At 35.7% G+C, this 23,765-nt stretch carries 26 protein-coding genes; 20 read left to right on the top strand and 6 right to left on the bottom strand.

Annotated elements, in window-relative coordinates:
• Nucleotides 1–4: 4 nt before the first annotated feature.
• Complete coding sequence (locus tag FS802_RS15590; RefSeq protein ID WP_048563221.1) at nt 5–280, top strand: hypothetical protein; 276 nt, start codon at nt 5–7, stop codon at nt 278–280.
• A 35-nt stretch (nt 281–315) separates the two neighbouring features.
• Here the strand turns inward: FS802_RS15590 and FS802_RS15585 are convergent, their stop codons facing one another.
• The gene (locus FS802_RS15585) at nt 316–516 is read right to left on the bottom strand and encodes a YlaI family protein (RefSeq protein WP_001995040.1); all 201 of its coding nucleotides are present in this window, start codon (nt 514–516) and stop codon (nt 316–318) included.
• Nucleotides 517–661: 145 nt separating this feature from the next.
• Here FS802_RS15585 and FS802_RS15580 point away from each other — a divergent pair, with 145 nt between their 5' ends.
• Together FS802_RS15580 and FS802_RS15575 are read left to right on the top strand one after the other, a co-directional pair.
• On the top strand, nt 662–1,117 hold the full coding sequence (locus FS802_RS15580) for a PNPOx family protein (RefSeq protein ID WP_000024571.1): 456 nt from the start codon (nt 662–664) through the stop codon (nt 1,115–1,117).
• A gap of 246 nt (nt 1,118–1,363) precedes the next feature.
• Nucleotides 1,364–2,692, top strand: coding sequence for a PhoH family protein (locus FS802_RS15575; RefSeq protein ID WP_000358079.1), 1,329 nt, complete (start codon nt 1,364–1,366; stop codon nt 2,690–2,692).
• A gap of 47 nt (nt 2,693–2,739) precedes the next feature.
• Here FS802_RS15575 and FS802_RS15570 read toward each other — a convergent pair whose 3' ends face one another.
• Complete coding sequence (locus FS802_RS15570) at nt 2,740–3,237, bottom strand: hypothetical protein (protein WP_098653350.1); 498 nt, start codon at nt 3,235–3,237, stop codon at nt 2,740–2,742.
• A gap of 150 nt (nt 3,238–3,387) precedes the next feature.
• On the opposite strand from FS802_RS15570, the gene FS802_RS15565 reads away from it, so the two are divergent.
• From FS802_RS15565 to pyc, 3 genes are all read left to right on the top strand, one after another.
• The gene (locus tag FS802_RS15565) at nt 3,388–3,675 is read left to right on the top strand and encodes an Fpa/YlaN family protein (RefSeq protein WP_000135698.1); all 288 of its coding nucleotides are present in this window, start codon (nt 3,388–3,390) and stop codon (nt 3,673–3,675) included.
• Between the two features lie 125 nt (nt 3,676–3,800).
• Nucleotides 3,801–4,982: an FtsW/RodA/SpoVE family cell cycle protein gene (locus tag FS802_RS15560; RefSeq protein ID WP_000832769.1), complete on the top strand. Its 1,182-nt coding sequence runs from the start codon at nt 3,801–3,803 to the stop codon at nt 4,980–4,982.
• 335 nt (nt 4,983–5,317) lie between these two features.
• Complete coding sequence (pyc, locus tag FS802_RS15550) at nt 5,318–8,764, top strand: pyruvate carboxylase (protein WP_098653351.1); 3,447 nt, start codon at nt 5,318–5,320, stop codon at nt 8,762–8,764.
• Nucleotides 8,765–9,004: 240 nt separating this feature from the next.
• Here the strand turns inward: pyc and ctaA are convergent, their stop codons facing one another.
• A complete protein-coding gene (gene ctaA / locus FS802_RS15545; RefSeq protein ID WP_001188735.1) occupies nt 9,005–9,940 on the bottom strand; it encodes a heme A synthase in 936 nt (311 codons plus the stop codon).
• 497 nt (nt 9,941–10,437) lie between these two features.
• On the opposite strand from ctaA, the gene ctaB reads away from it, so the two are divergent.
• The 6 genes from ctaB to ctaG all read left to right on the top strand — a co-directional run bounded on the left by ctaB (nt 10,438) and on the right by ctaG (nt 16,350).
• Nucleotides 10,438–11,361 (top strand): protoheme IX farnesyltransferase, encoded by a 924-nt coding sequence (ctaB, locus tag FS802_RS15540; RefSeq protein ID WP_001015062.1) that lies wholly within the window; start codon nt 10,438–10,440, stop codon nt 11,359–11,361.
• A gap of 93 nt (nt 11,362–11,454) precedes the next feature.
• Nucleotides 11,455–12,504 (top strand): cytochrome c oxidase subunit II, encoded by a 1,050-nt coding sequence (coxB, locus tag FS802_RS15535; protein ID WP_000745278.1) that lies wholly within the window; start codon nt 11,455–11,457, stop codon nt 12,502–12,504.
• A gap of 60 nt (nt 12,505–12,564) precedes the next feature.
• Complete coding sequence (gene ctaD / locus FS802_RS15530) at nt 12,565–14,400, top strand: cytochrome c oxidase subunit I (RefSeq protein WP_000501451.1); 1,836 nt, start codon at nt 12,565–12,567, stop codon at nt 14,398–14,400.
• The gene (gene ctaE / locus FS802_RS15525) at nt 14,400–15,023 is read left to right on the top strand and encodes a cytochrome c oxidase subunit III (RefSeq protein WP_000557861.1); all 624 of its coding nucleotides are present in this window, start codon (nt 14,400–14,402) and stop codon (nt 15,021–15,023) included. Before ctaD ends, ctaE begins: the two co-directional genes overlap by 1 nt.
• Nucleotides 15,024–15,026: 3 nt before the next feature.
• On the top strand, nt 15,027–15,359 hold the full coding sequence (gene ctaF, locus FS802_RS15520; protein WP_048563214.1) for a cytochrome c oxidase subunit IVB: 333 nt from the start codon (nt 15,027–15,029) through the stop codon (nt 15,357–15,359).
• An 85-nt stretch (nt 15,360–15,444) separates the two neighbouring features.
• A complete protein-coding gene (gene ctaG / locus FS802_RS15515) occupies nt 15,445–16,350 on the top strand; it encodes a cytochrome c oxidase assembly factor CtaG (protein ID WP_098653352.1) in 906 nt (301 codons plus the stop codon).
• 36 nt (nt 16,351–16,386) lie between these two features.
• Here ctaG and FS802_RS15510 read toward each other — a convergent pair whose 3' ends face one another.
• Nucleotides 16,387–16,752 (bottom strand): YugN family protein, encoded by a 366-nt coding sequence (locus FS802_RS15510; protein WP_001160938.1) that lies wholly within the window; start codon nt 16,750–16,752, stop codon nt 16,387–16,389.
• A gap of 206 nt (nt 16,753–16,958) precedes the next feature.
• Between FS802_RS15510 and FS802_RS15505 the strand changes: the two genes are divergently transcribed.
• From FS802_RS15505 to FS802_RS15480, 6 genes are all read left to right on the top strand, one after another.
• Entirely contained in the window at nt 16,959–17,993 is a 1,035-nt protein-coding gene (locus FS802_RS15505; RefSeq protein WP_098653353.1) for a CAP domain-containing protein, read from the top strand.
• Between the two features lie 186 nt (nt 17,994–18,179).
• Entirely contained in the window at nt 18,180–18,623 is a 444-nt protein-coding gene (gene ylbD, locus FS802_RS15500; RefSeq protein WP_098653354.1) for a YlbD family protein, read from the top strand.
• A gap of 11 nt (nt 18,624–18,634) precedes the next feature.
• Nucleotides 18,635–18,880: a YlbE-like family protein gene (locus FS802_RS15495; RefSeq protein WP_001200991.1), complete on the top strand. Its 246-nt coding sequence runs from the start codon at nt 18,635–18,637 to the stop codon at nt 18,878–18,880.
• 82 nt (nt 18,881–18,962) lie between these two features.
• Nucleotides 18,963–19,535, top strand: a complete 573-nt coding sequence (locus FS802_RS15490; protein WP_033657734.1) for a histidine phosphatase family protein — start codon at nt 18,963–18,965, stop codon at nt 19,533–19,535.
• A 116-nt stretch (nt 19,536–19,651) separates the two neighbouring features.
• Nucleotides 19,652–20,101 (top strand): YlbF/YmcA family competence regulator, encoded by a 450-nt coding sequence (locus FS802_RS15485; RefSeq protein ID WP_000634355.1) that lies wholly within the window; start codon nt 19,652–19,654, stop codon nt 20,099–20,101.
• Between the two features lie 126 nt (nt 20,102–20,227).
• Nucleotides 20,228–20,494, top strand: a complete 267-nt coding sequence (locus FS802_RS15480; RefSeq protein ID WP_002080814.1) for a YlbG family protein — start codon at nt 20,228–20,230, stop codon at nt 20,492–20,494.
• Nucleotides 20,495–20,549: 55 nt separating this feature from the next.
• On the opposite strand, the gene FS802_RS15475 is transcribed toward FS802_RS15480, so the two are convergent.
• On the bottom strand, nt 20,550–20,939 hold the full coding sequence (locus FS802_RS15475; protein ID WP_000616012.1) for a DUF7147 family protein: 390 nt from the start codon (nt 20,937–20,939) through the stop codon (nt 20,550–20,552).
• 530 nt (nt 20,940–21,469) lie between these two features.
• On the opposite strand from FS802_RS15475, the gene rsmD reads away from it, so the two are divergent.
• Together rsmD and coaD are read left to right on the top strand one after the other, a co-directional pair.
• Nucleotides 21,470–22,036, top strand: coding sequence for a 16S rRNA (guanine(966)-N(2))-methyltransferase RsmD (gene rsmD / locus FS802_RS15470; protein WP_001266975.1), 567 nt, complete (start codon nt 21,470–21,472; stop codon nt 22,034–22,036).
• The gene (gene coaD, locus FS802_RS15465) at nt 22,033–22,524 is read left to right on the top strand and encodes a pantetheine-phosphate adenylyltransferase (RefSeq protein ID WP_000200598.1); all 492 of its coding nucleotides are present in this window, start codon (nt 22,033–22,035) and stop codon (nt 22,522–22,524) included. Before rsmD ends, coaD begins: the two co-directional genes overlap by 4 nt.
• Here the strand turns inward: coaD and ylbJ are convergent.
• Nucleotides 22,516–23,745, bottom strand: a complete 1,230-nt coding sequence (ylbJ, locus tag FS802_RS15460) for a sporulation integral membrane protein YlbJ (protein WP_000273093.1) — start codon at nt 23,743–23,745, stop codon at nt 22,516–22,518. The two genes, coaD and ylbJ, sit on opposite strands and share 9 nt — an antisense overlap.
• Nucleotides 23,746–23,765 lie beyond the last annotated feature (20 nt).

Here is a 23,765-nt window from a genome sequence, read left to right as displayed (position 1 = left end):
TTTTATGCGTTCAGTACAAGATGCGTTATATAATTGGTTAACGATTAAAACAGTTGCCGAAGCACGTCCAGATGATTGTGCTGCAAAAGAAACGTATTTGTTATTTCAAAATATGATATATGAAGAACATAAATTAAAGAATGTGGAAGTTAAAAAGAACGAAGAAATGTATTTGATTACATATGAAATGAATGGAGAAAAAAAATCTGCCAGGTTTCCATTAGAAGCTATTGATTGTTTTTTGGATCAAATGAATCGTGAACCTGAAAAATATAAATAAGTCCTTATCTATATGATTAAGGACTTATTTACATTTTACCAATCGTCTTCGACTTTTTTATCACGATATAATCGGAAATTACCACTTGCATGACGTTCCATCGTACGTTCTGCAATTCGTTCCGAACATTCCATGCACATATATGTATGAATAGGGCGGTTACGCAGTTTTTTTGCCATAGGATTTTCATCATCTAACATATCTTTTTTATCACAAATCATACATTTGACTCTCATTTCGTCACCTCAATACGAATTCTATCAGTATAAGTATATCATGGAAGTGTAATATTTTTGAATAATAGCGGGAAAAAATAATATTTTCGCAATTCGAAAAATAAGTTATGATAAGGATATACTAATTATATTTGGAGGTGGAAATATGGCGAATGTAGTAGATCCTACATTAACAGATGATTTAGTACAAACGTTACGTAAAGAATGTATTGTTATGGTAGCAACAACAGACTTCGAAAAACAAGTTCCTAACGTAAGTGCTATTTCTTGGGTGTATGCAGTGAGTAAAACTAGTATTCGATTTGCAGTAGATCAACGTTCACGTATTGTGGAAAATATACGTCATAGTACTGGGCTAGTATTGACTATAATGGCGAATGAATCCGTATTTTCCATAAGTGGTGCAGGTGAAATTTTGACTGATAGAATGGAAGGCATTCCTCTAAAATTAACTGTAATAGAAGTAAATGTACAAGAAGTACGTGATGTTATGTTTTATGGAGCGAAGCTTGCAACTGAGCCAACCTATGAAAAAACATATGATATTCGCGCAGCGAAAAAGCTGGATAACCAAGTGTTAGTAGGAATAAAAGAATTATAAATGTGATAAATAAGAAAATAAGTTATTAACTTTTGTAATCAGTTATTGTGATTTTATGTTAATAATTATAATTAAAAGTAATATATTGAATAGAAATGAATAAAAAATAAATAAAAGGTTTAATGGCTATGAATTTCGATTCTACCTCGTTTATACGGTACATATAATTATAACAATGGTTCGTCCATATTTTATGGATGAAACCCTTGTTCTACAAATTTAAAAGTGGAGTCAGGGGGTAACAGGTTGGATAAAATTTATGTGTTAGATACGAATGTACTTTTGCAGGATCCTTTATCTATTTTTTCATTTGAAACAAATGAAGTAGTGATTCCAGCAGTTGTATTAGAAGAGGTTGATTCGAAAAAACGTTATATGGATGAAGTAGGACGAAACGCTCGTTATGTATCTAAGTTAATAGACAAATTTCGTGAAATAGGAAAGCTGCATGAAAGTATTCCGTTAGAAAACGGCGGTACATTTCGTATTGAATTAAATCATCGTTCATTTGTTCAACTACAAGATATTTTTGTAGAAAAAACGAATGATAATCGAATTTTAGCTGTAGCAAAAAATCTATCTTTAGAAGAACAAGAAAAAGAGGACGGGAAGTCTGTTATTTTAGTAAGTAAAGACGTGCTCGTAAGGGTAAAAGCTGATGCAATTGGTTTGAAGGCGGAAGATTATTTAAGTGATCGTGTAATAGAAGTAGATAATATATATTCAGGATTTTTAGAAGGGTATATATCAAAAGAGCAATTAGATTATTTTTATGAAAAAGGTGAATTGCCTTTATCCGAAATTGCAAATCACCCTTTTTATCCAAATCAGTTTGTAGTAATGAAAGATGCATTAGGGGGATCTAGTTCAGCACTTGGCATTGTGGATCACTTAGGTAAGAAGGTAAAGAAACTTATTTTTCACAATGAACAAGTATGGGGGATACGACCACGAAATGTGCAGCAAATTATGGGATTAGAATTGTTGCTTCGTGAAGATATTCCGCTAGTAACGTTAACAGGGAAAGCTGGTACAGGAAAAACATTACTTGCTTTAGCTTCGGGGCTCATGCAAACTGAAGATTTAGGGCTATATAAAAAACTACTCGTCGCAAGGCCAATTGTTCCAGTCGGAAAAGATATCGGTTATTTACCAGGAGAAAAAGAAGAAAAGTTAAGACCATGGATGCAACCGATTTTTGATAATCTAGAGTATTTATTTAATACGAAAAAGCCAGGAGAGTTAGATGCTATTTTAGCTGGAATGGGTTCGATTGAAGTGGAGGCCCTTACCTATATACGTGGGAGAAGTATTCCAGATCAGTTCATTATAATTGATGAAGCACAAAATTTAACGAAGCATGAAGTGAAAACGATACTAACAAGGGTAGGAGAAAAAAGTAAAATTGTATTAATGGGAGATCCACAGCAAATTGATCACCCGTATTTGGATGAATATAATAACGGTTTAACATATGTTGTAGAGAAGTTTAAAGAGCAGCGTATTAGTGGTCATGTAAAGTTTGTTAAAGGGGAGCGGTCTAATTTAGCTCAACTAGCAGCAGATTTATTATAAAAAAGAGTGAGCTGAAGCTCACTCCTTTTTTCTTTCAAGTATACATGTTAAATAATAGTAAATTTACGGATGTTACGGATTGGATTTTGTCTATTAGATCCATCATTGTAATATAGATGAACAGGTCCATCCTCTTTTAATGGCTTTCCTTCTTTTGAAAAACCAAGAATAGCATTTTTGACAGTTTCTAATGGAAGTATTATTGTTTGATCTACTGTTTCAATTTCGACTTGCGTAGCGCCATCTGAAATTTCGGCGTTAGCAAGAAATGGATGAAATGGTATACCGAACGTTCCAGTAATTAGCTGTTCTTTTTTATATTTCTTTACACTTTGTTGTATCGGTGGAAACGCAGCACCATCACGGATTTCGCGATCCCAATGTTCTGAAGTGTTTTTTAAATAAGCTTCTAGTTCTGAAGTGTTTTCTCTTGTTTCATCAAAGTAAGTTGTCAAATCTACTTTTCGATCATCAAAGATCCAAACAGTTGGATCGATAGTGATTGGAAAACGAACTTTTCCATTAATAAATAAAATTTCGCTCATTGTTGTTCCCCCATTTGTGTTATACTCCCACTTTTCAGTATAATAGCATTAGACACGGTTGTCACAAAAAATGTTTCTATTGCAATTTACTAAAACTATCGCTAATATTAATAGATAGGAGAGAGTAGGACGGAAACGGAGGGAATCAATTTGGCGTCTGAGACAGTATCAAATCATCAGGAAAAGGCACTAGCCCTTCTACAAGCGGATGCGGAGAAGATTTTAAGACTTATTAAGGTGCAAATGGACAATCTTACAATGCCGCAATGTCCATTATATGAAGAAGTGTTAGACACACAAATGTTTGGACTATCCCGCGAGGTCGATTTTGCAGTTCGCCTTGGTCTTATTGCAGAAGAACAAGGGAAAGCAATGTTAGGAGAGCTTGAACGTGAGTTATCTGCACTTCATGAAGCATTTACGAACAAACAACAATAACGGGTTCAAATAGGGGGGCTCAAACTGAAATAGTTTGGGCTTTTTATTTGTATAATAAAGCAGGAAGAATCAATGTACATATGGAATACAACAATAATTAAATTGAAACAGAAAGAGGAAATGAAATGAAAAGAGTATGGAAATCAATGGATTATTCATTATTACTTCCTCTTGTTATCTTATGTGTGTTGGGAGTTATAATGGTATATAGTTCTAGTTCCATTGTCGCGATTTCGTCGAAATATAACTGGCCAGCAGATCATTTTTTTAAAAAACAATTAGTTGCTCTTGCTATTGGAACGGTAATACTAGTGATTGTCGCTGTAATTCCTTACAAATTTTGGAGGGAAAAAATAGTTCTTACAGCGATGGGGTTAGGGAGTCTGGGCTTACTAACAGCAGCTTTCCTTTTCGGTAAGGTAATCAATGGTGCAAAAGGATGGATACTAGGTATACAACCAGCTGAGTTTGTAAAAATAGCAGTTATTATTACGCTAGCAAGTTTTTTTGCTAAGAAACAAGAGAGGCAAACCCCTTTTTTTCAAGGGATAATACCTCCTATATTTGTTGTCGGTGGATCGATGGTATTAATTTTATTACAAAATGACTTAGGGACTGACATATTAATAGGTGGAACAGTGTTAATTATGTTCTTCTGTTCAGGAGTTAATGTTAACTTGTGGATTAAAAGATTTTTATTAACATCTGTCGTGTGGATTCCGGCGTTGTATTTTATCGGAAACTATAAATTAAGTCTATACCAAAAAGCTCGATTTTCAGTTTTTCTTGATCCATTTAGTGATCCGCAAAAAGATGGATTTCAATTAATAAATTCATTTATTGGAATTGCCTCAGGTGGGTTAAATGGTAGAGGACTAGGAAATAGTATACAAAAGTATGGCTACTTACCAGAGCCGCAAACGGATTTTATTATGGCGATTATATCTGAAGAACTAGGTTTTATAGGTGTAGCTATCATTTTAATCTGTTTACTACTTATTATCATTCGTTCGTTTAGAGTAGCACAGAAGTGTAAAGATCCATTTGGAAGTTTAATTGCAATCGGAATTGCAAGTTTAATTGGGATACAAACTTTTGTTAATGTTGGTGGTATGTCTGGATTAATACCACTTACAGGAGTACCTTTACCGTTTATTAGTTATGGTGGTAGTTCTTTATTGGCTAATCTAATTGCGATGGGTATATTATTAAATGTTGCTAGTCATGTAAAACGACAAGAGAAACAACAAAATGAGATAATGAAAGAAAGAGAGCAAGATGGACCGCGTCTTGTTGTAGTAAAATAAAAAACACATTGTGCTTTAGAGCGCGATGTGTTTTTTTATGTGCAAGAAACATTAAATAGGATACATTAATTGGTATATACACCAAAAAAATATATCACATTAAATTAAATGTGATATACAATTAAGTTGTTAGAAAAGGAAGAGGTATGCTATACTATTTTTGTGAAACAAATTGATCAGAAAACTTATCATTTGTTAAAAAATAAGGTATGATGGATAAAAATAAAGTGAAGCTTTCTAAGTATAATATAATGTAGAAAGTGAAGAACTTCACGCTCTTTAGGGTGTGTATATATTTTATCTCTAGAGTGGTAGGAAAGTAGAGGGGGAAAATCATGACAAAGCTGCAACGTATTCAAAAAGTATTGGTAGCTAACCGTGGAGAGATTGCAATTCGTGTGTTTCGAGCTTGTTCGGAACTTGGATTAAAAACAGTTGCAATCTATTCTAAAGAGGATAGTGGTTCTTATCATCGTTATAAAGCCGATGAGTCCTATTTAGTTGGGGAAGGGAAAAAGCCAATTGATGCTTATCTAGATATTGAGGGCATTATTGAGATTGCGAAAAGTAATCATGTAGATGCAATCCACCCTGGATATGGTTTCTTGTCAGAAAATATTCAATTCGCAAAACGTTGTGAAGAAGAAGGGATTATCTTTATTGGTCCAAAGAGTAAGCATTTAGATATGTTTGGAGATAAAGTGAAAGCAAGAACACAAGCGCAGCTAGCACAAATTCCAGTTATTCCTGGTAGTGATGGGCCGGTAAATTCAGTAGAAGAAGTTGGAGAATTTGCTGAAAAGTATGATTACCCGATTATTATTAAAGCTTCCCTTGGCGGTGGCGGTCGTGGTATGCGTATTGTACGTACTAGTGAAGAATTAAGAGAATCGTATAATCGAGCGAAGTCAGAAGCGAAAGCAGCCTTTGGTAATGATGAAGTATACGTTGAAAAATTCGTTGAAAAACCTAAACATATAGAAGTTCAAATTTTAGCAGATGAAGAGGGCAATGTTGTTCATTTATACGAGCGTGACTGTTCTGTACAACGTCGTCACCAAAAAGTGGTAGAAATCGCACCTAGTGTGTCGCTTTCAGATGATTTGCGTCAGCGTATTTGTGATGCTGCTGTGAAATTAACGAAAAATGTAAATTATTTAAACGCAGGAACAGTAGAATTTCTTGTAAAAGGTGATGAGTTTTACTTTATTGAAGTAAATCCGCGTGTTCAAGTTGAACATACAATTACAGAAATGATCACAGGGGTAGATATCGTTCAATCGCAAATTTTAATAGCTGATGGACATGCATTACATAGTAAAATGGTAGGTGTTCCGAAGCAAGAGGAAGTAGTTGTTCATGGATTTGCGATCCAATCTCGTGTAACGACTGAGGACCCACTAAATAATTTTATGCCGGATACAGGGAAAATTATGGCATACCGATCAGGCGGTGGTTTCGGTGTTCGTCTTGATACAGGTAATAGTTTCCAAGGTGCTGTTATTACACCGTACTATGATTCTTTACTTGTAAAAGTTACAACATGGGCACTTACTTTTGAACAAGCTGCTGCGAAAATGGAACGTAACTTAAAAGAATTCCGTATTCGTGGTATTAAAACAAATATTCCATTCCTAGAGAATGTAGTAAAACATAAAAACTTCTTATCAGGAGAATATGACACTTCATTTATTGATGCGTCACCTGAACTATTCCTGTTCCCGAAACGTAAAGACCGCGGAACGAAAATGTTAAATTACATTGGGACAGTAACAGTAAATGGCTTCCCAGGAGTAGGAAAAAAAGAGAAACCAATTTTCCCGGATGCTCGTATACCGAATGTATTACACTCAGAGCCGATTCAAAATGGAACGAAACAAATTTTGGATGAGCGTGGAGCGGACGGATTAGTAAGATGGGTACAAGATCAAAAGCGTGTACTTTTGACGGATACAACATTCCGTGATGCACATCAGTCGCTACTTGCCACGCGTATTCGTACAAAAGATTTACATCAAATTGCAGAGCCGACAGCGAGAATGTTACCGAACCTATTCTCAGCGGAAATGTGGGGCGGTGCAACGTTTGATGTTGCATATCGTTTCTTAAAAGAAGATCCATGGGAACGATTACTAGATCTTCGTGAAAAAATGCCAAACGTTTTATTCCAAATGTTACTTCGTTCTTCAAACGCAGTTGGTTACAAAAACTATCCAGATAATTTAATTCAAAAGTTTGTGGAATGTTCTGCTCAAGCTGGAATTGATGTGTTCCGTATTTTTGATAGCTTAAACTGGGTAGAAGGTATGAGAGTTGCGATTGATGCTGTACGGGATACTGGTAAAATTGCAGAAGCAACAATGTGCTACACAGGAGATATTCATGATCCGTTACGTAGTAAATATGATTTAAATTACTATAAAAACTTAGCAAAAGAGTTAGAAGCATCAGGAGCACATATATTAGGAATTAAAGATATGGCAGGCTTATTAAAACCTAATGCGGCATATGATTTAGTTTCTGCATTAAAAGAGACGGTATCGATTCCGATTCACTTGCATACACACGATACGAGTGGAAATGGTATATTAACGTATACAAAGGCAATTGAAGCAGGTGTTGATATTGTCGATGTGGCAGTAAGTTCTATGGCTGGTCAAACGTCACAACCAAGCGCAAACACGCTATACTATGCGTTAGGTGGAAACGAAAGACAGCCAGACGTTAACGTAGATTCATTAGAAAAACTATCTCATTACTGGGAAGATGTACGTAAATACTACGCGCCGTTTGAAAGTGGTATGAATGCTCCTCATACAGAGGTATATATGCACGAAATGCCAGGCGGACAGTATAGTAATCTACAACAACAAGCGAAGGCGGTTGGTTTAGGAGATCGCTTCGACGAAGTGAAAGTAATGTACCGTCGTGTAAATGACATGTTTGGCGATATTGTTAAAGTAACACCATCATCTAAAGTTGTCGGTGATATGGCATTATTTATGGTTCAAAATCACTTAACAGAACAAGATGTTTTAGAGCGTGGGCATTCTATGGACTTCCCAGGATCTGTTGTTGAAATGTTCTCAGGAGATTTAGGACAGCCATATGGTGGTTTCCCGAAAAAGTTGCAAGAAATTATTTTAAAAGGGAAAGAGCCATTAACAGTAAGACCGGGTGAATTATTAGAGCCAGTAGATTTCGACGCGTTAAAAGAAGAGCTATTCCATAAGCTTGGACGCGAAGTGACGATTTTTGATGTCGTTGCATATGCATTATATCCAAAAGTATTTATGGATTACGAAAAAGTTGCTGAGCTTTATGGAAGTGTATCTGTGCTTGATACACCGACATTCTTCTATGGTATGAGACTTGGTGAAGAAATCAATGTGGAAATCGAACAAGGTAAAACATTGATGGTTAAACTAGTATCAATCGGAGAGCCTCAGCCGGATGGAAATCGTATTCTTTACTTGGAGTTTAACGGTCAACCACGTGAGATTGTTGTGAAAGACGAAAGTGTGAAAGCAACAGTGGCACAACGTGTGAAAGGAAACCGTGAAAATCCAAACCACATTAGTGCAACAATGCCAGGAACGGTTATTAAAGTAGTTGTAAAAGAAGGCGATGAAGTGAAAAAAGGCGATTCTATGGCAATTACAGAAGCGATGAAAATGGAAACGACAGTTCAAGCGCCGTTCAATGGTAAAGTGAAAAAAGTATATGTTAACGATGGAGATGCAATTCAAACGGGTGACTTACTGATTGAATTAGATCACTAAAATAGAAAAAGAGCTGTGTAAATACAGCTCTTTTTCTTTATCCCGCTATTCACCGGGCAGTAAGATCCCCACCTCAAAATTCAGCGAAAGCAAAGGAGTTAGGTGGGGGATCAACTGCCCATAAAAGCCTGATTGGTGCAGGCTAATAATCAGTGGGGGATGAAGAACCCTCCACTGATTAAAGTTTCACTTTATTGCAAAAAATACCTTGCCAATTCGGCAAGGTATTTTAATTTAAATTTATTTTGTTTGTTTAGAAGTTGATTCAGCTTCTTTTGCATTCACTTTACTTCTTGTACCTAACATAACTAAATAGCATAGTACAGCAAACAAGCAAGAAATGAATAGTGAATGTAATAATGCCATTACTAAATTAGCATTTGTAAATACGACTAAAATTCCCACGATCGCTTGAAGTGTAACAAGGATAAATGAAATGATCCATCCCCAGTATACGACAGGCTGTTGCTTGTAATGGCGAATAGCGAGAATCATTGCGTATAGTATCCAAGCGAAAATTAACATCGCTGCAACTCTATGTCCCATTTGAACCCATTCATGTAGTTGAGTTGGCATAGGTCTATTTTTACTACATAAAGGAAAGTCTGGACAGGCTAAGCTAGCTCGTTCGTGACGTACTAAAGCACCTGTGTAGACGACAATATAACTGTAAATTGTTACACCATAAATATGAAATTTCATTTTTTTGTCCATAATAAGTGAACGTGCATCAAATTTCTGGTCAATTTCAAAGATAAGACACGTTAATAAAATGACAGAAGCAAATGAAATTAAGGAAATACCGAAATGGATAGCAAGTACAGCTGGCATCTGTCCCCAAACAACTGCTGCCGCTCCCATTAATGCTTGTGCAACTAAAAATACGAAGGATAAAATTGCTAACGTTTTTGTTTCGCGCACATGTTTATAATATTTCCAGGACAAAATACAAAGGAGAGTGACAAGAATTCCTGCTGATCCTGATGTAAGGCGGTGACTTAGTTCAATAATAGTTTCCATTGATAAATTAGATGGAACAAATTCACCGTTACAAAGTGGCCATGATTTACCGCACCCTTGGCCAGAACCTGTTTTTGTAACTAAGGCGCCTCCTAGTAAAACTATTAATAAATCAAGACTCGTAATGACTGCTAACCATTTAATAAAGCGTTGCAATCTATTTCACCATCTTTCTGCTATGAAGTTATTGCGAAATATTTTCATTCCATTATGTATAGAATAAAAAGCGCTAGTTCCTATGATATATAAAAAATAATAAAATAGCAAAGAAATGGCGGGGGCAGACAGGGGAGAGAAAATGGGTGTGGAAATAGGATATATAAGGGAATTTTTAGGTGAAAAACAGGCTATTTTGAAAAGATATGGGGAGAATACGTGTTAAATATGACAAAAAAGTTTATTATAGAAGGTAACATCATGTTATGATAAGGACAAGTAAGAATTAAGTTTTTTATATTCGACACAAAAAGTTCATGTTTTCTTCACAAAATGTTCGGGAAATATGATTTAATATATTGGAGTATGGGCGTAGATTAGTAGTAGAATGGATTAACAATATTTCTACTGTAATAATATTGCTATATAGAAGCGAAATATTTCATTCGAAATAGGCGCAAAAAGAAAGATGAAAGTTTTAAGAGGGGGTTAAAGTGATGAACCATGCAACAAGTGAGCTGCATGATGAGTCAGCTGTTACAAGTGTACCGGAAACAACTCGGCTACAAGATTTATCAGCGCTCGTTAAAATGGGGATTGTAAACTCAAATACACTTACTGTATTTACAGGATTTTGGTTGGCATTACATTTTAATGGATTAAGTGTGATGGACAATCTGGATAAGTTATTCTTTACAATCGTTGGTTCTGGATTAATTATGGCAGGGGTATGTTGTTTAAATAATTACATTGATCGAGACATCGACCCGTTAATGGAAAGAACAAAAACCCGTCCAACGGTTACTGGGAAGTATAAACCGGGATTTGCACTTACATTTGGACTAGTTATATTACTTCTTGGATTTGTATTTTTATTATTAACAACACCAATGGCAGTATTAATGGGATTTATTGGTGCTTTCACATATGTTGTCTTATATACGTTATGGACAAAGAGAAAGTATACACTAAATACTGTTGTAGGTAGTATATCTGGAGCAGTTCCACCTTTAATTGGATGGGCGGCAATCGATCCATCTTTAGGCCATCCAATTGCTTGGATGTTATTTTTAATTATGTTTATTTGGCAAATCCCACATTTTCTCGCATTAGCGATGAAACGTGTTGATGAATATCGAAATGCAGGAATTCCAATGCTTCCTGTAGTTCATGGATTTGAAATTACGAAACGCCAAATTATGATTTGGACAGTATGTTTATTACCACTACCATTTTATATGAGTGGACTAGGGATAACATTTATGGTAATTGCAACATTGTTAAACATCGGATGGATCGTTTTAGGATTTTATGGCTTCCGTAAGCAAGATGACATCAAATGGTCCGTACAAATGTTTGTTTATTCCCTAAATTATTTAACAATCTTATTTGTATCAATGATTGTAGTTACATTCTTCTAAGACAACGACATAATTGGATTTCTTTACGTTGAGATTTACTTTACTTAACTATAAAGTACAATCTAATTCACAAGGAAAGTGGGGGTTGTTTGTATGAAGAAACAGTGGCGACTGCTTTCGTTCGTTTCACTGCTGGCTTTACTGTTAGGGGGATGCGGTAAAGCCTTTCAATCTACTTTAATTCCGCAAGGAGAAGTAGCAAAAATGCAATATGATTTGCTCTTGCTAGCAACTGCGATCATGGTAGGAGTAGTACTAGTAGTTACTATTATTTTCTTATATGTAATTGTGCGTTTCCGACAAAAGAAAGGTCAGGAAGATTATATTCCGGAGCAAGTTGAAGGGAATCACAAGCTAGAAATTATATGGACAGTTATTCCGATTATTCTTTTGTTAATCTTAGCTGTTCCGACGGTTACATATACATTCAAACTTGCTGATGTAAGTGCGATGGAGAAAAAGAATATTGATAAAGATACTATCGTTGTTGATGTAACAGCGAATCTTTATTGGTGGGAATTTTCTTATAAATCAGAAAAAATAGTCACTTCTCAAGATTTAGTCATCCCCACAGGTAAGAAAGTGTATTTGAATTTGAAGGGTGCCGATATTAAACATTCGTTTTGGGTTCCATCTTTAGCTGGGAAAATGGATACAAATACAGATAATGTGAACAAAATGTGGTTAAAGGCAGATAAATCGGGCACTTATAATGGTTTTTGTACAGAATTTTGCGGCCCATCACATTCTTTAATGCAATTCAAAGTGAAAGCTTTAGATGAAAGCGAGTACAAAAAGTGGCTTGCTGATATGAAGAAGATTGATGGGAAGAAAGAAGTAGCTTCAACAAAGGCGCAAGAGGGCCAAGAAATATTTAATAAAAGCTGTATTGGTTGTCACGCAGTTGGATCTAATGATAGTAGACCACCTTCCGCTCGTATCGCACCAAACTTAGCAAACTTTGCGGATCGCGATATGGTTGCCGGTATTGCCGAAAACAATGAAGAAAACTTAAAAAAATGGCTGAAAGATCCTGAAAATATGAAACCAGGAAATAAAATGACTGGTAAATATGGCAACTTAACGGATGATCAAATTGATGCATTAAATGCATACTTACAAACGTTAAAAGTTGAAAAGTAAAGAGGGATTATTCGCGAAGGGGAGGTTGAAAACGTGAGTTCTGTAGCAAAAAAACAGGGGATGGGTGCTGTCATATGGGATTATTTAACGACAGTAGACCATAAAAAGATTGCCATTCTCTATTTAATTGCAGGTGGATTGTTTTTTATAATAGGCGGAATAGAAGCTCTATTTATTCGCCTTCAATTAGCGATTCCTAACAACGCTTTTCTTGTTGGGGATGCTTATAATCAAGTATTAACGATGCACGGTACAACAATGATTTTCCTCGCAGCTATGCCACTCGTGTTTGCATTTATGAACGCCGCTGTACCGCTTCAAATTGGTGCACGTGATGTAGCGTTCCCGTTTTTGAATTCACTTGGATTTTGGTTATTTTTCTTTGGTGGAGTATTTTTAAATTTAAGTTGGTTTTTAGGTGGAGCACCTGATGCAGGATGGACATCTTATGCATCTTTAGCTTTAGCCTCAAAAGGCCATGGTGTTGATTTTTATGTACTCGGCTTGCAAATCTCCGGTATTGGTACATTAATTGGAGGTATTAACTTCCTTGTAACCATTATTAATATGCGTGCGCCAGGAATGACGTATATGCGTATGCCGATGTTTACATGGACGACATTTGTAACATCTTCGCTAATATTATTCGCTTTTCCGCCGTTAACTGTAGGATTAGGACTTTTAATGTTAGATCGTTTATTTGGAACAAGTTTCTTTAATCCAGCATTGGGCGGGAATACAATTATATGGGAGCATTTATTCTGGATTTTCGGTCATCCAGAAGTATACATTCTTATACTCCCAGCTTTCGGAATATTCTCAGAAATCTTCGCGACATTTTCGAAAAAGCGATTATTTGGCTATTCATCGATGGTGTTTGCGACAGTATTAATTGGATTCTTAGGATTTATGGTATGGGCGCATCATATGTTTACTGTCGGGCTTGGTCCAGTTGCAAATGCTATTTTCTCAGTTGCAACAATGGCGATTGCGGTTCCGACCGGTATTAAAATATTCAACTGGCTCTTTACGATGTGGGGCGGAAGTATTCGTTTTACGACACCGATGATGTGGGCAGTAGCTTTCATTCCATCATTCGTAATGGGAGGAGTTACAGGTGTTATGCTAGCATCTGCGCCTGCTGATTATCAATTTCATGACAACTATTTCGTAGTAGCGCACTTTCATTATGTAATCGTCGGCGGTGTTGTATTTGGTTTACTTGCAGGAGCTCATTATTATTGGCCACTGATGTTTAATAAAGTATTGAATGAAACGTTAGGAAAGATAACATTTTGGCTATTCTTTATCGGTTTCCATTTAACGTTCTTCATTCAGCATTTCCTTGGATTGATTGGTATGCCGCGTCGTTACTACACATATCTTGAAGGTCAAGGGTTGGAAATGGGGAATATGATTAGTTCTATTGGAGCGGTATTTATGGCTCTTGGAACGATTGTTCTTCTATTCAATGTAATCAAAACAACAGTATCAAAAGAAAAGGCTGGTCGTGATCCATGGGATGCACGTACATTAGAATGGACAATGCCAGCACCTACACCGGAATATAACTTTAAACAATTACCATTTGTTCGCGGATTAGATCCATTTTGGATTGAAAAACGTGAAGGGAATAAAGAGATGACAGCGGCGGAACCAGTTGGTGATATTCATATGCCAAATCCATCGTTTTCACCATTTATCATTTCTTTAGGATTGTTTATAGCGGCATTCGGTGCAATGTATATGCAGGGTGGAAAAGATAAGTTTTGGTTATTAGTAGCAATTATTGGTTTAATCATTACATTCGGTACAATGTTCCTACGTTCAGTAATCGATGATCATGGATATCATATTCATAAGGAAGATTTAGAAGATAAGGGGGGCAAGGCATAATGCATGTAGATGAAAAATTAACGAATGAAACATTTCCAGCAGAGCCTGAAAAAGCAACCCTTGAGGGAAAAAATAAGTTTGTCGGTTTTTGGTTATTTCTTGGAGGCGAAACAGTATTGTTCGCTTCCTTGTTTGGCACATATTTAGCGTTAAAGAATTCTACAAATGGTGGACCAACATCTCAAGAGATGTTCCAAATGCCACTCGTTTTCATTATGACGATGCTTTTATTAACGAGTAGCTTAACGAGCGTATATGCGATGTATCATATGAAAAACTTTAACTTTAAGAAAATGCAACTTTGGCTATTAGTAACAGTGTTGCTAGGTTTAGGATTTTTAGGGTTTGAGATATATGAGTTTTATCATTATACGCATGAATTTAAGCATACTATGAGAAGTAGTGCGTTTGGTTCCGCGTTTTATGCTCTTGTTGGTACGCATGGACTCCACGTATTGTTTGGATTGTGTTGGATTTTAACATTAATCTTTAGAAATGCGAAGAGAGGTCTAAATTTATACAATGCACCGAAGTTTTATGTTGCATCGATTTATTGGCACTTTATTGACGTAGTTTGGGTGTTTATTTTCACTGTAGTATATTTAATGGGAATGGTGGGATAAACAATGGCGATAAAGCAAACGAATAATCCTAAAGTTGATCTTGTTTATCGGAAGAGAAAAAGTGCGGAGGAAATGAAGCATCAAGTTATTACGTTTGCATTAATGATTTTTTTAACATTTGTTGCATTTGTAGCAGTAGCATATCCGAAAACTTTTAGTCCGACTTTCTCAGTACCATTTATTTTATTATTAGCAGTGGTACAAGTAATTTTTCAATTGTATTATTTTATGCATATGAGTCATAAAGGACATGAAGCGGCAAGTTTCTTTCTTTATTCTGGTCTGTTAATCGGGTTAATTACAATTTTAGCTTTTATGACAATTGTGTGGATTTGAAAAGTGAAAAATAAGGGAGCTTGTGTTGTCACAGCTCCCTCTTCTTATTATGTGAAAGGATAACCTTAAGAAGGTAGGTGTAACAATGAATAACTTGTGGATATTTGGTTTTCAAGCTCTATGGAGTCCAATCTTTTTATTATTTATGCTTTCGATTCTTATTGGGTACTTTTTAATTATTGGGCCATATAGAATGCGATTTGAAAATGCGACGAAGGTAAGTAAGAAGCAAATTTTTTATTTTACGACCGGGATTGTTCTTTTGTATTTTGTAAAGGGAGGGCCTATTGATTTAATTGGTCATATTATATTTAGTGCACATATGTTTGAAATGGCAGTTATGTATATTGCAGTTCCACCGTTATTGTTGCTTGGTATACCAGATTGGTTATATCGTTATATTACTTCTTTTAAGTTCGTTCAAATTATATTAAAGATATTTACTAAACCACTTATTGCATTGTTTGTATTTAATGGCCTGTTTTCTTTTTATCATTTACCAGTTGTTTTTGATACAGTAAAACAAAGTCAAATTGCTCATCCTATTTGTCTCGCTATATTGTTCTTTACGGCAATCATGATGTGGTGGCCGATGCTAAATCCATTACCAGAATATCAAACGTTAAGTGATATAAAGAAACTTGGTTATATGTTTGCTAACGGTATATTATTAACACCAGCTTGTGCGTTAATCATTTTTGCAACTGCACCGTTATTTGCAACCTATACGGATCCGGCTGCTTGGATGAAGGCGATGGAACTTTGTGTACCGGCGGGAACTTTATCAGATTTAAATATAACGGGACCAGAATTTTTACACTGGATGCCAGTCGTACAAGACCAACAAACAGGTGGCATCATTATGAAAATTGTCCAGGAAATAGTGTATGGCACAATTATAGGCTATGTATTCTTTCGATGGGCGCGTCGAGAGCGTGAAAAGGATAAAGAGCAGTTGCAACAATTGCCGCCGTATTTACAAACGAAATAAAAGTGAGTGCATCATATTGATGCACTCACTTTTATTTTATTCAATGATTTGGAATTCTTTTAACTCTTTTTCGATATTTTGTAGGAGTTGTTCGCTTTTTTGAAGTACATTCGTTGGGAAAGTTTCACCATCACCATATTCAACGCCGTGAGGATAATAATGTTTTCCTAATAAGGGAGGAAGTAGCTTTATTTCAGCGTGTCTGCTACCAACATCACCTTCAACAGCCAAACCTTGTACGCGCAAATAATAAATATCATTTAATATTTCAAATTTATAATCGTATGTAACTCGTTCATAATCCCACTGTCCAGCAAGTACAAAATGGTTCTTTTCCATAATCTCTGTTAATAGTGTTAAATCAACGACTGCCCCATTAAATTTCGTATTTGTAAATTGCATATAATACCTCCTCTTTTCATGTTACATCATTATTTTTATAATAGTATGAATAATAAGAAAGTGCAATTCATATTGAGAGAAAAGGGATAATCCAGACTTTTTTTGCGAAAATATGATATAGTGAAAAGAGTACGGTACACACAAAAAAGGAAAGAAAAGGATTTGTGTATATCTCAATTTTATGTTTTGTGCAGGAGGTATATCGATTGAAGAAATTATTGCGTATCGTAATGATTACATTTTTAATTTTAGCTGTTGATTTATACGGGAAATTACTCGTTTCACAATATATATTAACCCCATCTCAATCAAAGCAAGAAAATAAAATTGTGAAAAAGAAAAAACAAGTAAATGAAGACTCTTCCGATACTGTTTTAAATATGATTGGTGGGGACTCTGAAAATTTATTAGCAAAATGGGGCGAACCATCTCGAATAGAGCCATCTGCTTACGGATATGAATGGTGGGTATATAATCAAGATTTAACTCAGTATGTGCAATTTGGGGTTGCAGAACGAAAAGTTGTAACGGCGTATGTTGCTGGTGAGCAAGTTAAGGTGCCGCCTTATTATATAAATGAAAAGTATGAAGAAGTGTATAAAAAGAATCCAATCTCGCATGAGATTTCGTTAAAAAGAGGGAAAAATAGTTATCAATTTGAGTTATCTGACACGGAAGTGATGGAACAACCATTAATACCTGTAGAAGATGGCTGGGCACAATTATATTTTGATCATTTTACACATGAGCTTGTTGGTGTTCGTTATATGGATGATGAAACGTTATTACGCCAAAGACCGTATCAGCTTGTTTATTCGGGTGAATTACTAGCTGAACAACCATTGACTCCAGATAAAATGAAACAAATAGAGAATGGGAATATGCAACAAATTTTTGATTTAACAAATATTATTCGAAGTCGCCATAAGTTACCGCTGTTAGCTTGGGATCAACAAACAGCAGATGTGGCTATAGGGCATAGTAAAGATATGAAGGATAATAATTACTTTTCACACGATTCACCTACATTAGGTACGTTAGGAGATCGTTTACAGCGCGGGAAAGTAGGGTTTCAACTTGCTGGTGAGAACATAGCGGCGCAACATAGTGATGGAATTGCGGCGGTGCAAGGTTGGTTAAATAGTGAAGGGCATAGAAAGAATGTATTAAATGAACAATTTACAGGATTAGGTGTTGGGGTATACGATAAGTTTTATACACAAAACTTTATTCGGAAATAAAGTGAAATTTTAAGTTGTGTAGGGGACACCTCACGTTTAAGTACTTCGTATTCACTGAATTGTAGGTCGGAATCTTACCGTATGCAAATAGCAGGATAAAAAGGTGCATGAATCGTCTAAAAATAGGCGAACCATGTGCCTTTTTTTTCTTACTATATAGTAGATATACATGAAGAGGTGAGGATTATGCCAACAACAAAAGGGCCGTTACATCCATCGGTTCAACAGTTTAAAGAGTTTGTAAACCATCACCCTAAAATGGTTCATGAGGTTAGAAGTGGTCACAAAACTTGGCAACAGTTTTATGAAGAATGGTACTTACTTGGTGAAGAAGATCCGATATGGGCAACTTTTAGGCCTGATGGAGCGCCAGCTTTTTCTTCGGTAAAAGAAAATAAACAAGAAAAAGAAAAAGATAATCGAACTGAAGAGGAAAAAACTGCTGATGTGATGGGACAAATGCTTTCTTTCTTTAAAAAGCTAGATGTGGAACAGATGCAACACCATTTAGCTAATGTGACGAGTGCTATTGGTAGTGTGCAACAAGTTTTTCAACAATTTCAAGGGAAGCCCGCGCGGCAAGAAGAAAGTACTTCCGGAAATAATCCATTTTTCTTTCAGAAGGATTAGGGGGAAAGCGGATGAGAGCAGAAATTATGGAGTTTATAAAGGCTGATGAGGATTTATCTCGCTATATTAGGGAGCAACCGTACTGGTATAGAAAACTAACGCGAAACCCTGAAGAAAAAGAGGCATTTGAGTTAGCGGCTATGCAGCATTTCAAAAAAACGATACCAGATAAAGTTGAGAAATTTCAAAACCAATTGGCAGTTGCCTCCATTATGATCGATATGTTTCAGTATATGAAGCAGCAAAATACAACATAATTGGAAGGGAAAACTATGTCCGTCATGCAGAACTTTTGATACAATAGAAGGGGATTATTTAAAAAGGAGTTGCAGCATGAGCATGACGGAAATTTGTTTAGTACGACATGGACAAACTGATTGGAATTTTCAAGAGATTATTCAGGGACGTGAAGATATTCCACTTAATGAAGTGGGAAAGAAGCAAGCAAGTCAAAGTGCAGTTGCTTTGCAAGCGGAAGCATGGGATGTAATTATAAGTAGCCCATTAATTAGAGCGCACGAAACAGCTAAGGAAATTGCAGGGGCTGCAGGATTGCAATCGATTTTATTAGATGAGCGATTTGTTGAACGTAATTTTGGTGAAGCTTCTGGTAAGCCGGTTGCGACTGTTAGGGAGCTAATTGCAGAAGGTAAAGTAGAAGGTATGGAGCAAGATGAAGAGATTGTAACTCGTTGCTTTGCTGCTATAAAAGATGTTGCAGAAACTCATTCTGGCAAACGTATTATCATTGTAGCTCATTCACATGCGATAAAAGCGATTTTACATGCAATTGCACCGGAAGATATTTCGTTTAAGACACCATTAAAAAATGCATGTATTAGTTATGTGAAAGAAAATAGTGGAAAATGGGATGTTCTGAAATATAATATTGCGGAACATATTAATGTATAAGTATGTGCTGGGATTATACGGAAAATAGTTAGAGTGATATCTTTCTGTTTAGTGAGACACTTCAATTAGTAGTTCTATTCTAAATGTGGTATGATGAATACTCGGAGGTGTCTCTCATGATTGTAGCGACGCTGGAAAGCGTATTGATATTAGATAAGGCAGAGCAGCTTGCAAAAGCGATTATCTGTTCAGATATAGCAGAAGACTATCGTAAGTGTTATAAAGAATTGCATGAAGATATGGAAGTTCAGACGTTAATTCAGCAATTTACAGCGATGAAAGAACGATATGAAGAAGTGCAACGTTTCGGTAAATACCATCCTGATTATACTTTCGTTTCGACGAAAATGAGGGAGTTAAAGCGTTCTGTAGACTTACATGATAAGGTTGCAGCTTTTAAACGAGTAGAAACAGCTTTGCAAAAGTTGTTAGATGAAGTTAGTGTAGCAATCGGTTCTGAGGTGTCTTCTTCCATCAAAGTTCCAACAGGAAATCCATTTTTTGATGCTGGTGGCTGTGGTGGCGGTTGTGGTACCGGCGGAGGTTGTGGCTGTAAAACGGGGTAAATTACCCCGTTTTTTAGAAGATAGAAGAAAACGTATACAGAGTTTGTCCTGTAATGTCATAAATTTCTGATTGGTTTTCATAAAATATAAAATATATGTTTTTAAAAGGAGAAGATGGAGAAGATTATGTTCGGGCAACGACAAAGTATGATTGTTTATTTACATTCATTGAAACATGCCAAGATTTTAAGGAAATATGGTAACATACATTACATATCAAAACGCTTAAAATACGCAGTAGTATATTGTGATATGGAACAAATTGAGCATATGATGCAAAAGTTGAACAAACTTCCTTTTGTGAAGAAGATAGAACAGTCGTACCGCCCGTATTTAAAAACGGAATTTGAAAATTCACGTCCTGATCGGGCAAAAGAATACGATTATAGTTAATAGAAAAAATCCCCTGCTAATTTTAGTAGGGGATTTTTTTACTTGAAGTAACACTTTATTTCATTGGAGGAATGAAATTATTCATTCGTAAAATACCAATTAAATGATTGAAAAACAGTTCTTTTTCTGGGAAAGTTGTGGATGGTTTTACCGTAAAGGTAGTCACTTTTCTTCCTAGTTGTTCTGCCGTTTCTTCAAATAAAATGACGCGTTTACTTTTTTTATTTTCAAGTACAGGAATGCCTTCACGACATATGTATAATGGTTGGAAATCACCAGTAGTAGTTGGTTTTAATATTACAACAAGTGAGCACACTTTTTTTTCATTTTTAATCGTTTCAAATTGTAACATATGTGTTATACGTTCTTGATTTGCTTTGGCAATTTCAAGTAATTCATATAAATCAGAGTAGCCTTCTCCGAGTTCTATAAAGCGTTGAATCATGTTTTTTCCTCCTCTTTCTTTTACTTACTGTAACATCTCACTTTTTAAATGAAAAGTAGACAAAGAAAAAAAACCCTGCAAAGCAGGGCCCTTCTTATACTAGCATGTACTAGTAAGAAGGCAAAGGGAGAGGAGAAACCGGAGGAAGAACTTATGGGGAAACGTAAGTCTTCTCCGCGGTTGGCAACAACATCGAAGGTGATGTTGTTATAATTATTTATGTCCAATCTAAATGAAGATATACATCATGAAATTAAATTTTATGTTTGGCTTTTTATTTTTCTTTTTTTTATTTTATGATAGGATAAAAAAGATAAAGTGAAACGAATATACATAATGGGTTCGTGTTAGCGCATGGTGAGATGAATACATAAAAATGCAGAGCGGTTATTTTAAGCCAAAGTTCTCCTATTGTTCGTTGAGAGATGAATGTGAAATTTCATGGAATAGTATAGTTTGGTAGCGGTTACCGAATGGAGAAAGGTTTTCTATAATTGCTCGATAGATTGAAATAAAGGTAGTGACAACAGATGAGAGTAGTTTCAGGAAAATGTAAAGGGCATCCACTAAAAGCGGTGCCAGGCAATACAACACGTCCAACGACAGATAAAGTAAAAGAATCAATCTTTAATATGATAGGTCCTTATTTTGATGGTGGTATCGCTCTTGATTTATTTGGCGGTAGTGGTGGTCTTGGAATCGAGGCTATAAGTAGAGGGATTGATAAAGCAATTTTTGTTGATCGAGATAATAAAGCGATAAAAGTAATCCATCAAAATTTAGAAAGTTGTCGAATACAGGAACAAGCTGAAGTATATCGAAATGATGCAGAACGTGCGGTAAAGGCTCTTATAAAACGTGAAATATCATTCGATCTTATATTAATTGATCCTCCATATAAAGATCAAAAAATTGTATCTTTAATTAGTGTGATGGATCAACATGGATTGCTACATAGAGATGGATTAATTATGTCAGAGCATGGTAATGATGTGGTTTTACCTGATTCTATAGGGAGTCTTGTAAAAGTAAGAGCTGAAAATTATGGGATTACAGCAATATCGATTTATAAGTATGAAGGTGAGGGGACGGAATGACTAGTATAGCTATTTCTTCGGGAAGTTTTGATCCAATTACCCTTGGGCATCTGGATATTATTAAAAGGGGAGCAAAAGTATTTGATGAGGTATACGTAGTAGTTTTAAACAACTCGTCAAAAAAACCGTTCTTTTCAGTTGAAGAGCGCTTAGATTTAATTCGAGAAGCAACAAAGGATATCCCGAATGTAAAAGTAGATTCACATAGTGGACTACTAGTGGAGTATGCGAAAATGCGTAATGCAAACGCGATTTTGCGTGGGTTACGAGCGGTTTCTGATTTTGAATATGAGATGCAAATTACTTCTATGAATCGAAAATTAGATGAAAATATTGAAACCTTTTTTATTATGACAAATAACCAATATTCATTTTTAAGCTCGAGCATTGTAAAAGAAGTTGCGAGATATGGAGGAAGCGTAGTAGATCTTGTACCTCCTGTTGTAGAACGTGCTTTAAAAGAAAAGTTTCAAACCCCGTTAAAGTGAACGGGGTTTTTCTTTGTTGCTACGAAAAAATAATAAGATAACATATACATATAAACAAAATAAAGTAAAGATCGGTCCATAGTGTACAAAAGATGTCCAAATTTCTTGCAGTATAGAAGAATGATTCGATAAAAATACGGGGATATCTTTTTGCATAGGTGAAAAAGAGCTTACTTTTTCATAAAATGGTTTCCAAAATATAAAAGTAAAAATAGGAGCCAGAATACTTTGGATAATTCGTGCGAAAAAATAGGGCTTAAATCGGATGTCTGTTTCAGCTAATATGCTAGCAACTTGTGCCTGAATAGAAAGGCCGCTAAACGCTAAAATAAAGCTTGTTACCATAGCTTGCTGCAGGAGGGGTGTTTCATTTATTTGACTAATCATTTGGCTACCGAGTGTCATTTCAAAAATGCCTGATAAGATTGGAATACTAAATTCTGTAGTTAGTTGGAAGAATGATAAAATATGTTGCATAATAAAAGAAAGTGCTGCTGTAATATGAAATACAGTAATCATTTTATTTAAAACAGAGAATAAAATAATAAATCCACCAATCATAAGTAACGTTTGAATAGAAGAAACGATAGCGTCCCCAAGTAATTTTCCTAATGGTCTTTTTTCTTGCATGCGCGTCTCGTGTAGGACTGAAAAAGGGTTTTGAAAAGGACGTTTTTTAGTAGGATGTTGATCCTTCGTGGAAATATTGTTATTGCCGTAAAAACGCATCAATAACCCGACGGCAAAGTTACTTAAATAATGTGCAGCAGCTAATACGATTCCTAATTTCGGATTATTGAAAAAACCGATAGAAACAGCTCCAAAAATAAAAAGTGGATTAGATGAGTTTGTAAAAGATACGAGGCGTTCTGCTTCGATTTGTGTTAGCTGATTACTTTTACGCAGTCTAGCGCTTAATTTGGCGCCAGCAGGGAATCCTGAAGCCATTCCCATTGCCCAAACAAATCCGCCTATCCCTGGAACGCGAAAAAGTGGTCGCATGAGTGGTTCTAATATAACACCTATAAATTTTACAACACCAATACTAATTAGAAGTTCCGCAATGATGAAAAACGGTAAAAGTGAAGGGAATACAACTTCCCACCATATATTTAACCCTCGAATGGAAGCTTGCAAAGCAGCTTGGGGGTGAAGTACAAGAGAAAAGGTTAAAAACAGTGTTGATATGGTAAGAAAAGCCGTTTTCCATTTTTCATACATGTAAGTAAATCCCCCTTTGT

It is taken from the genome of Bacillus sp. DE0042 (assembly GCF_007680225.1).
Lineage (GTDB): Bacteria > Bacillota > Bacilli > Bacillales > Bacillaceae_G > Bacillus_A > Bacillus_A wiedmannii.
The sequence above is the reverse complement of the archived record's forward strand: the minus strand, read 5'-3'. Positions and strand labels throughout refer to the sequence as shown.

What these genes read in the sequence shown, in the direction of transcription:
- coxB (WP_000745278.1), top strand. Translation starts at nt 11,455, where the DNA reads ATGAAGAAACAGTGGCGACTGCTTTCGTTCGTTTCACTGCTGGCTTTA.
- ctaE (WP_000557861.1), top strand. Translation starts at nt 14,400, where the DNA reads ATGCATGTAGATGAAAAATTAACGAATGAAACATTTCCAGCAGAGCCT.
- rsmD (WP_001266975.1), top strand. Translation starts at nt 21,470, where the DNA reads ATGAGAGTAGTTTCAGGAAAATGTAAAGGGCATCCACTAAAAGCGGTG.
- ctaG (WP_098653352.1), top strand. Translation starts at nt 15,445, where the DNA reads ATGAATAACTTGTGGATATTTGGTTTTCAAGCTCTATGGAGTCCAATC.
- ylbJ (WP_000273093.1), bottom strand. Translation starts at nt 23,745, where the DNA reads ATGTATGAAAAATGGAAAACGGCTTTTCTTACCATATCAACACTGTTT.
- FS802_RS15510 (WP_001160938.1), bottom strand. Translation starts at nt 16,752, where the DNA reads ATGCAATTTACAAATACGAAATTTAATGGGGCAGTCGTTGATTTAACA.
- FS802_RS15490 (WP_033657734.1), top strand. Translation starts at nt 18,963, where the DNA reads ATGACGGAAATTTGTTTAGTACGACATGGACAAACTGATTGGAATTTT.
- pyc (WP_098653351.1), top strand. Translation starts at nt 5,318, where the DNA reads ATGACAAAGCTGCAACGTATTCAAAAAGTATTGGTAGCTAACCGTGGA.
- FS802_RS15495 (WP_001200991.1), top strand. Translation starts at nt 18,635, where the DNA reads ATGAGAGCAGAAATTATGGAGTTTATAAAGGCTGATGAGGATTTATCT.
- FS802_RS15475 (WP_000616012.1), bottom strand. Translation starts at nt 20,939, where the DNA reads ATGATTCAACGCTTTATAGAACTCGGAGAAGGCTACTCTGATTTATAT.
- FS802_RS15590 (WP_048563221.1), top strand. Translation starts at nt 5, where the DNA reads ATGCGTTCAGTACAAGATGCGTTATATAATTGGTTAACGATTAAAACA.
- FS802_RS15560 (WP_000832769.1), top strand. Translation starts at nt 3,801, where the DNA reads ATGAAAAGAGTATGGAAATCAATGGATTATTCATTATTACTTCCTCTT.
- ylbD (WP_098653354.1), top strand. Translation starts at nt 18,180, where the DNA reads ATGCCAACAACAAAAGGGCCGTTACATCCATCGGTTCAACAGTTTAAA.
- FS802_RS15580 (WP_000024571.1), top strand. Translation starts at nt 662, where the DNA reads ATGGCGAATGTAGTAGATCCTACATTAACAGATGATTTAGTACAAACG.
- ctaD (WP_000501451.1), top strand. Translation starts at nt 12,565, where the DNA reads ATGGGTGCTGTCATATGGGATTATTTAACGACAGTAGACCATAAAAAG.
- coaD (WP_000200598.1), top strand. Translation starts at nt 22,033, where the DNA reads ATGACTAGTATAGCTATTTCTTCGGGAAGTTTTGATCCAATTACCCTT.
- ctaF (WP_048563214.1), top strand. Translation starts at nt 15,027, where the DNA reads ATGGCGATAAAGCAAACGAATAATCCTAAAGTTGATCTTGTTTATCGG.
- FS802_RS15485 (WP_000634355.1), top strand. Translation starts at nt 19,652, where the DNA reads ATGATTGTAGCGACGCTGGAAAGCGTATTGATATTAGATAAGGCAGAG.
- FS802_RS15570 (WP_098653350.1), bottom strand. Translation starts at nt 3,237, where the DNA reads ATGAGCGAAATTTTATTTATTAATGGAAAAGTTCGTTTTCCAATCACT.
- FS802_RS15585 (WP_001995040.1), bottom strand. Translation starts at nt 516, where the DNA reads ATGAGAGTCAAATGTATGATTTGTGATAAAAAAGATATGTTAGATGAT.
- FS802_RS15480 (WP_002080814.1), top strand. Translation starts at nt 20,228, where the DNA reads ATGTTCGGGCAACGACAAAGTATGATTGTTTATTTACATTCATTGAAA.
- ctaB (WP_001015062.1), top strand. Translation starts at nt 10,438, where the DNA reads ATGAACCATGCAACAAGTGAGCTGCATGATGAGTCAGCTGTTACAAGT.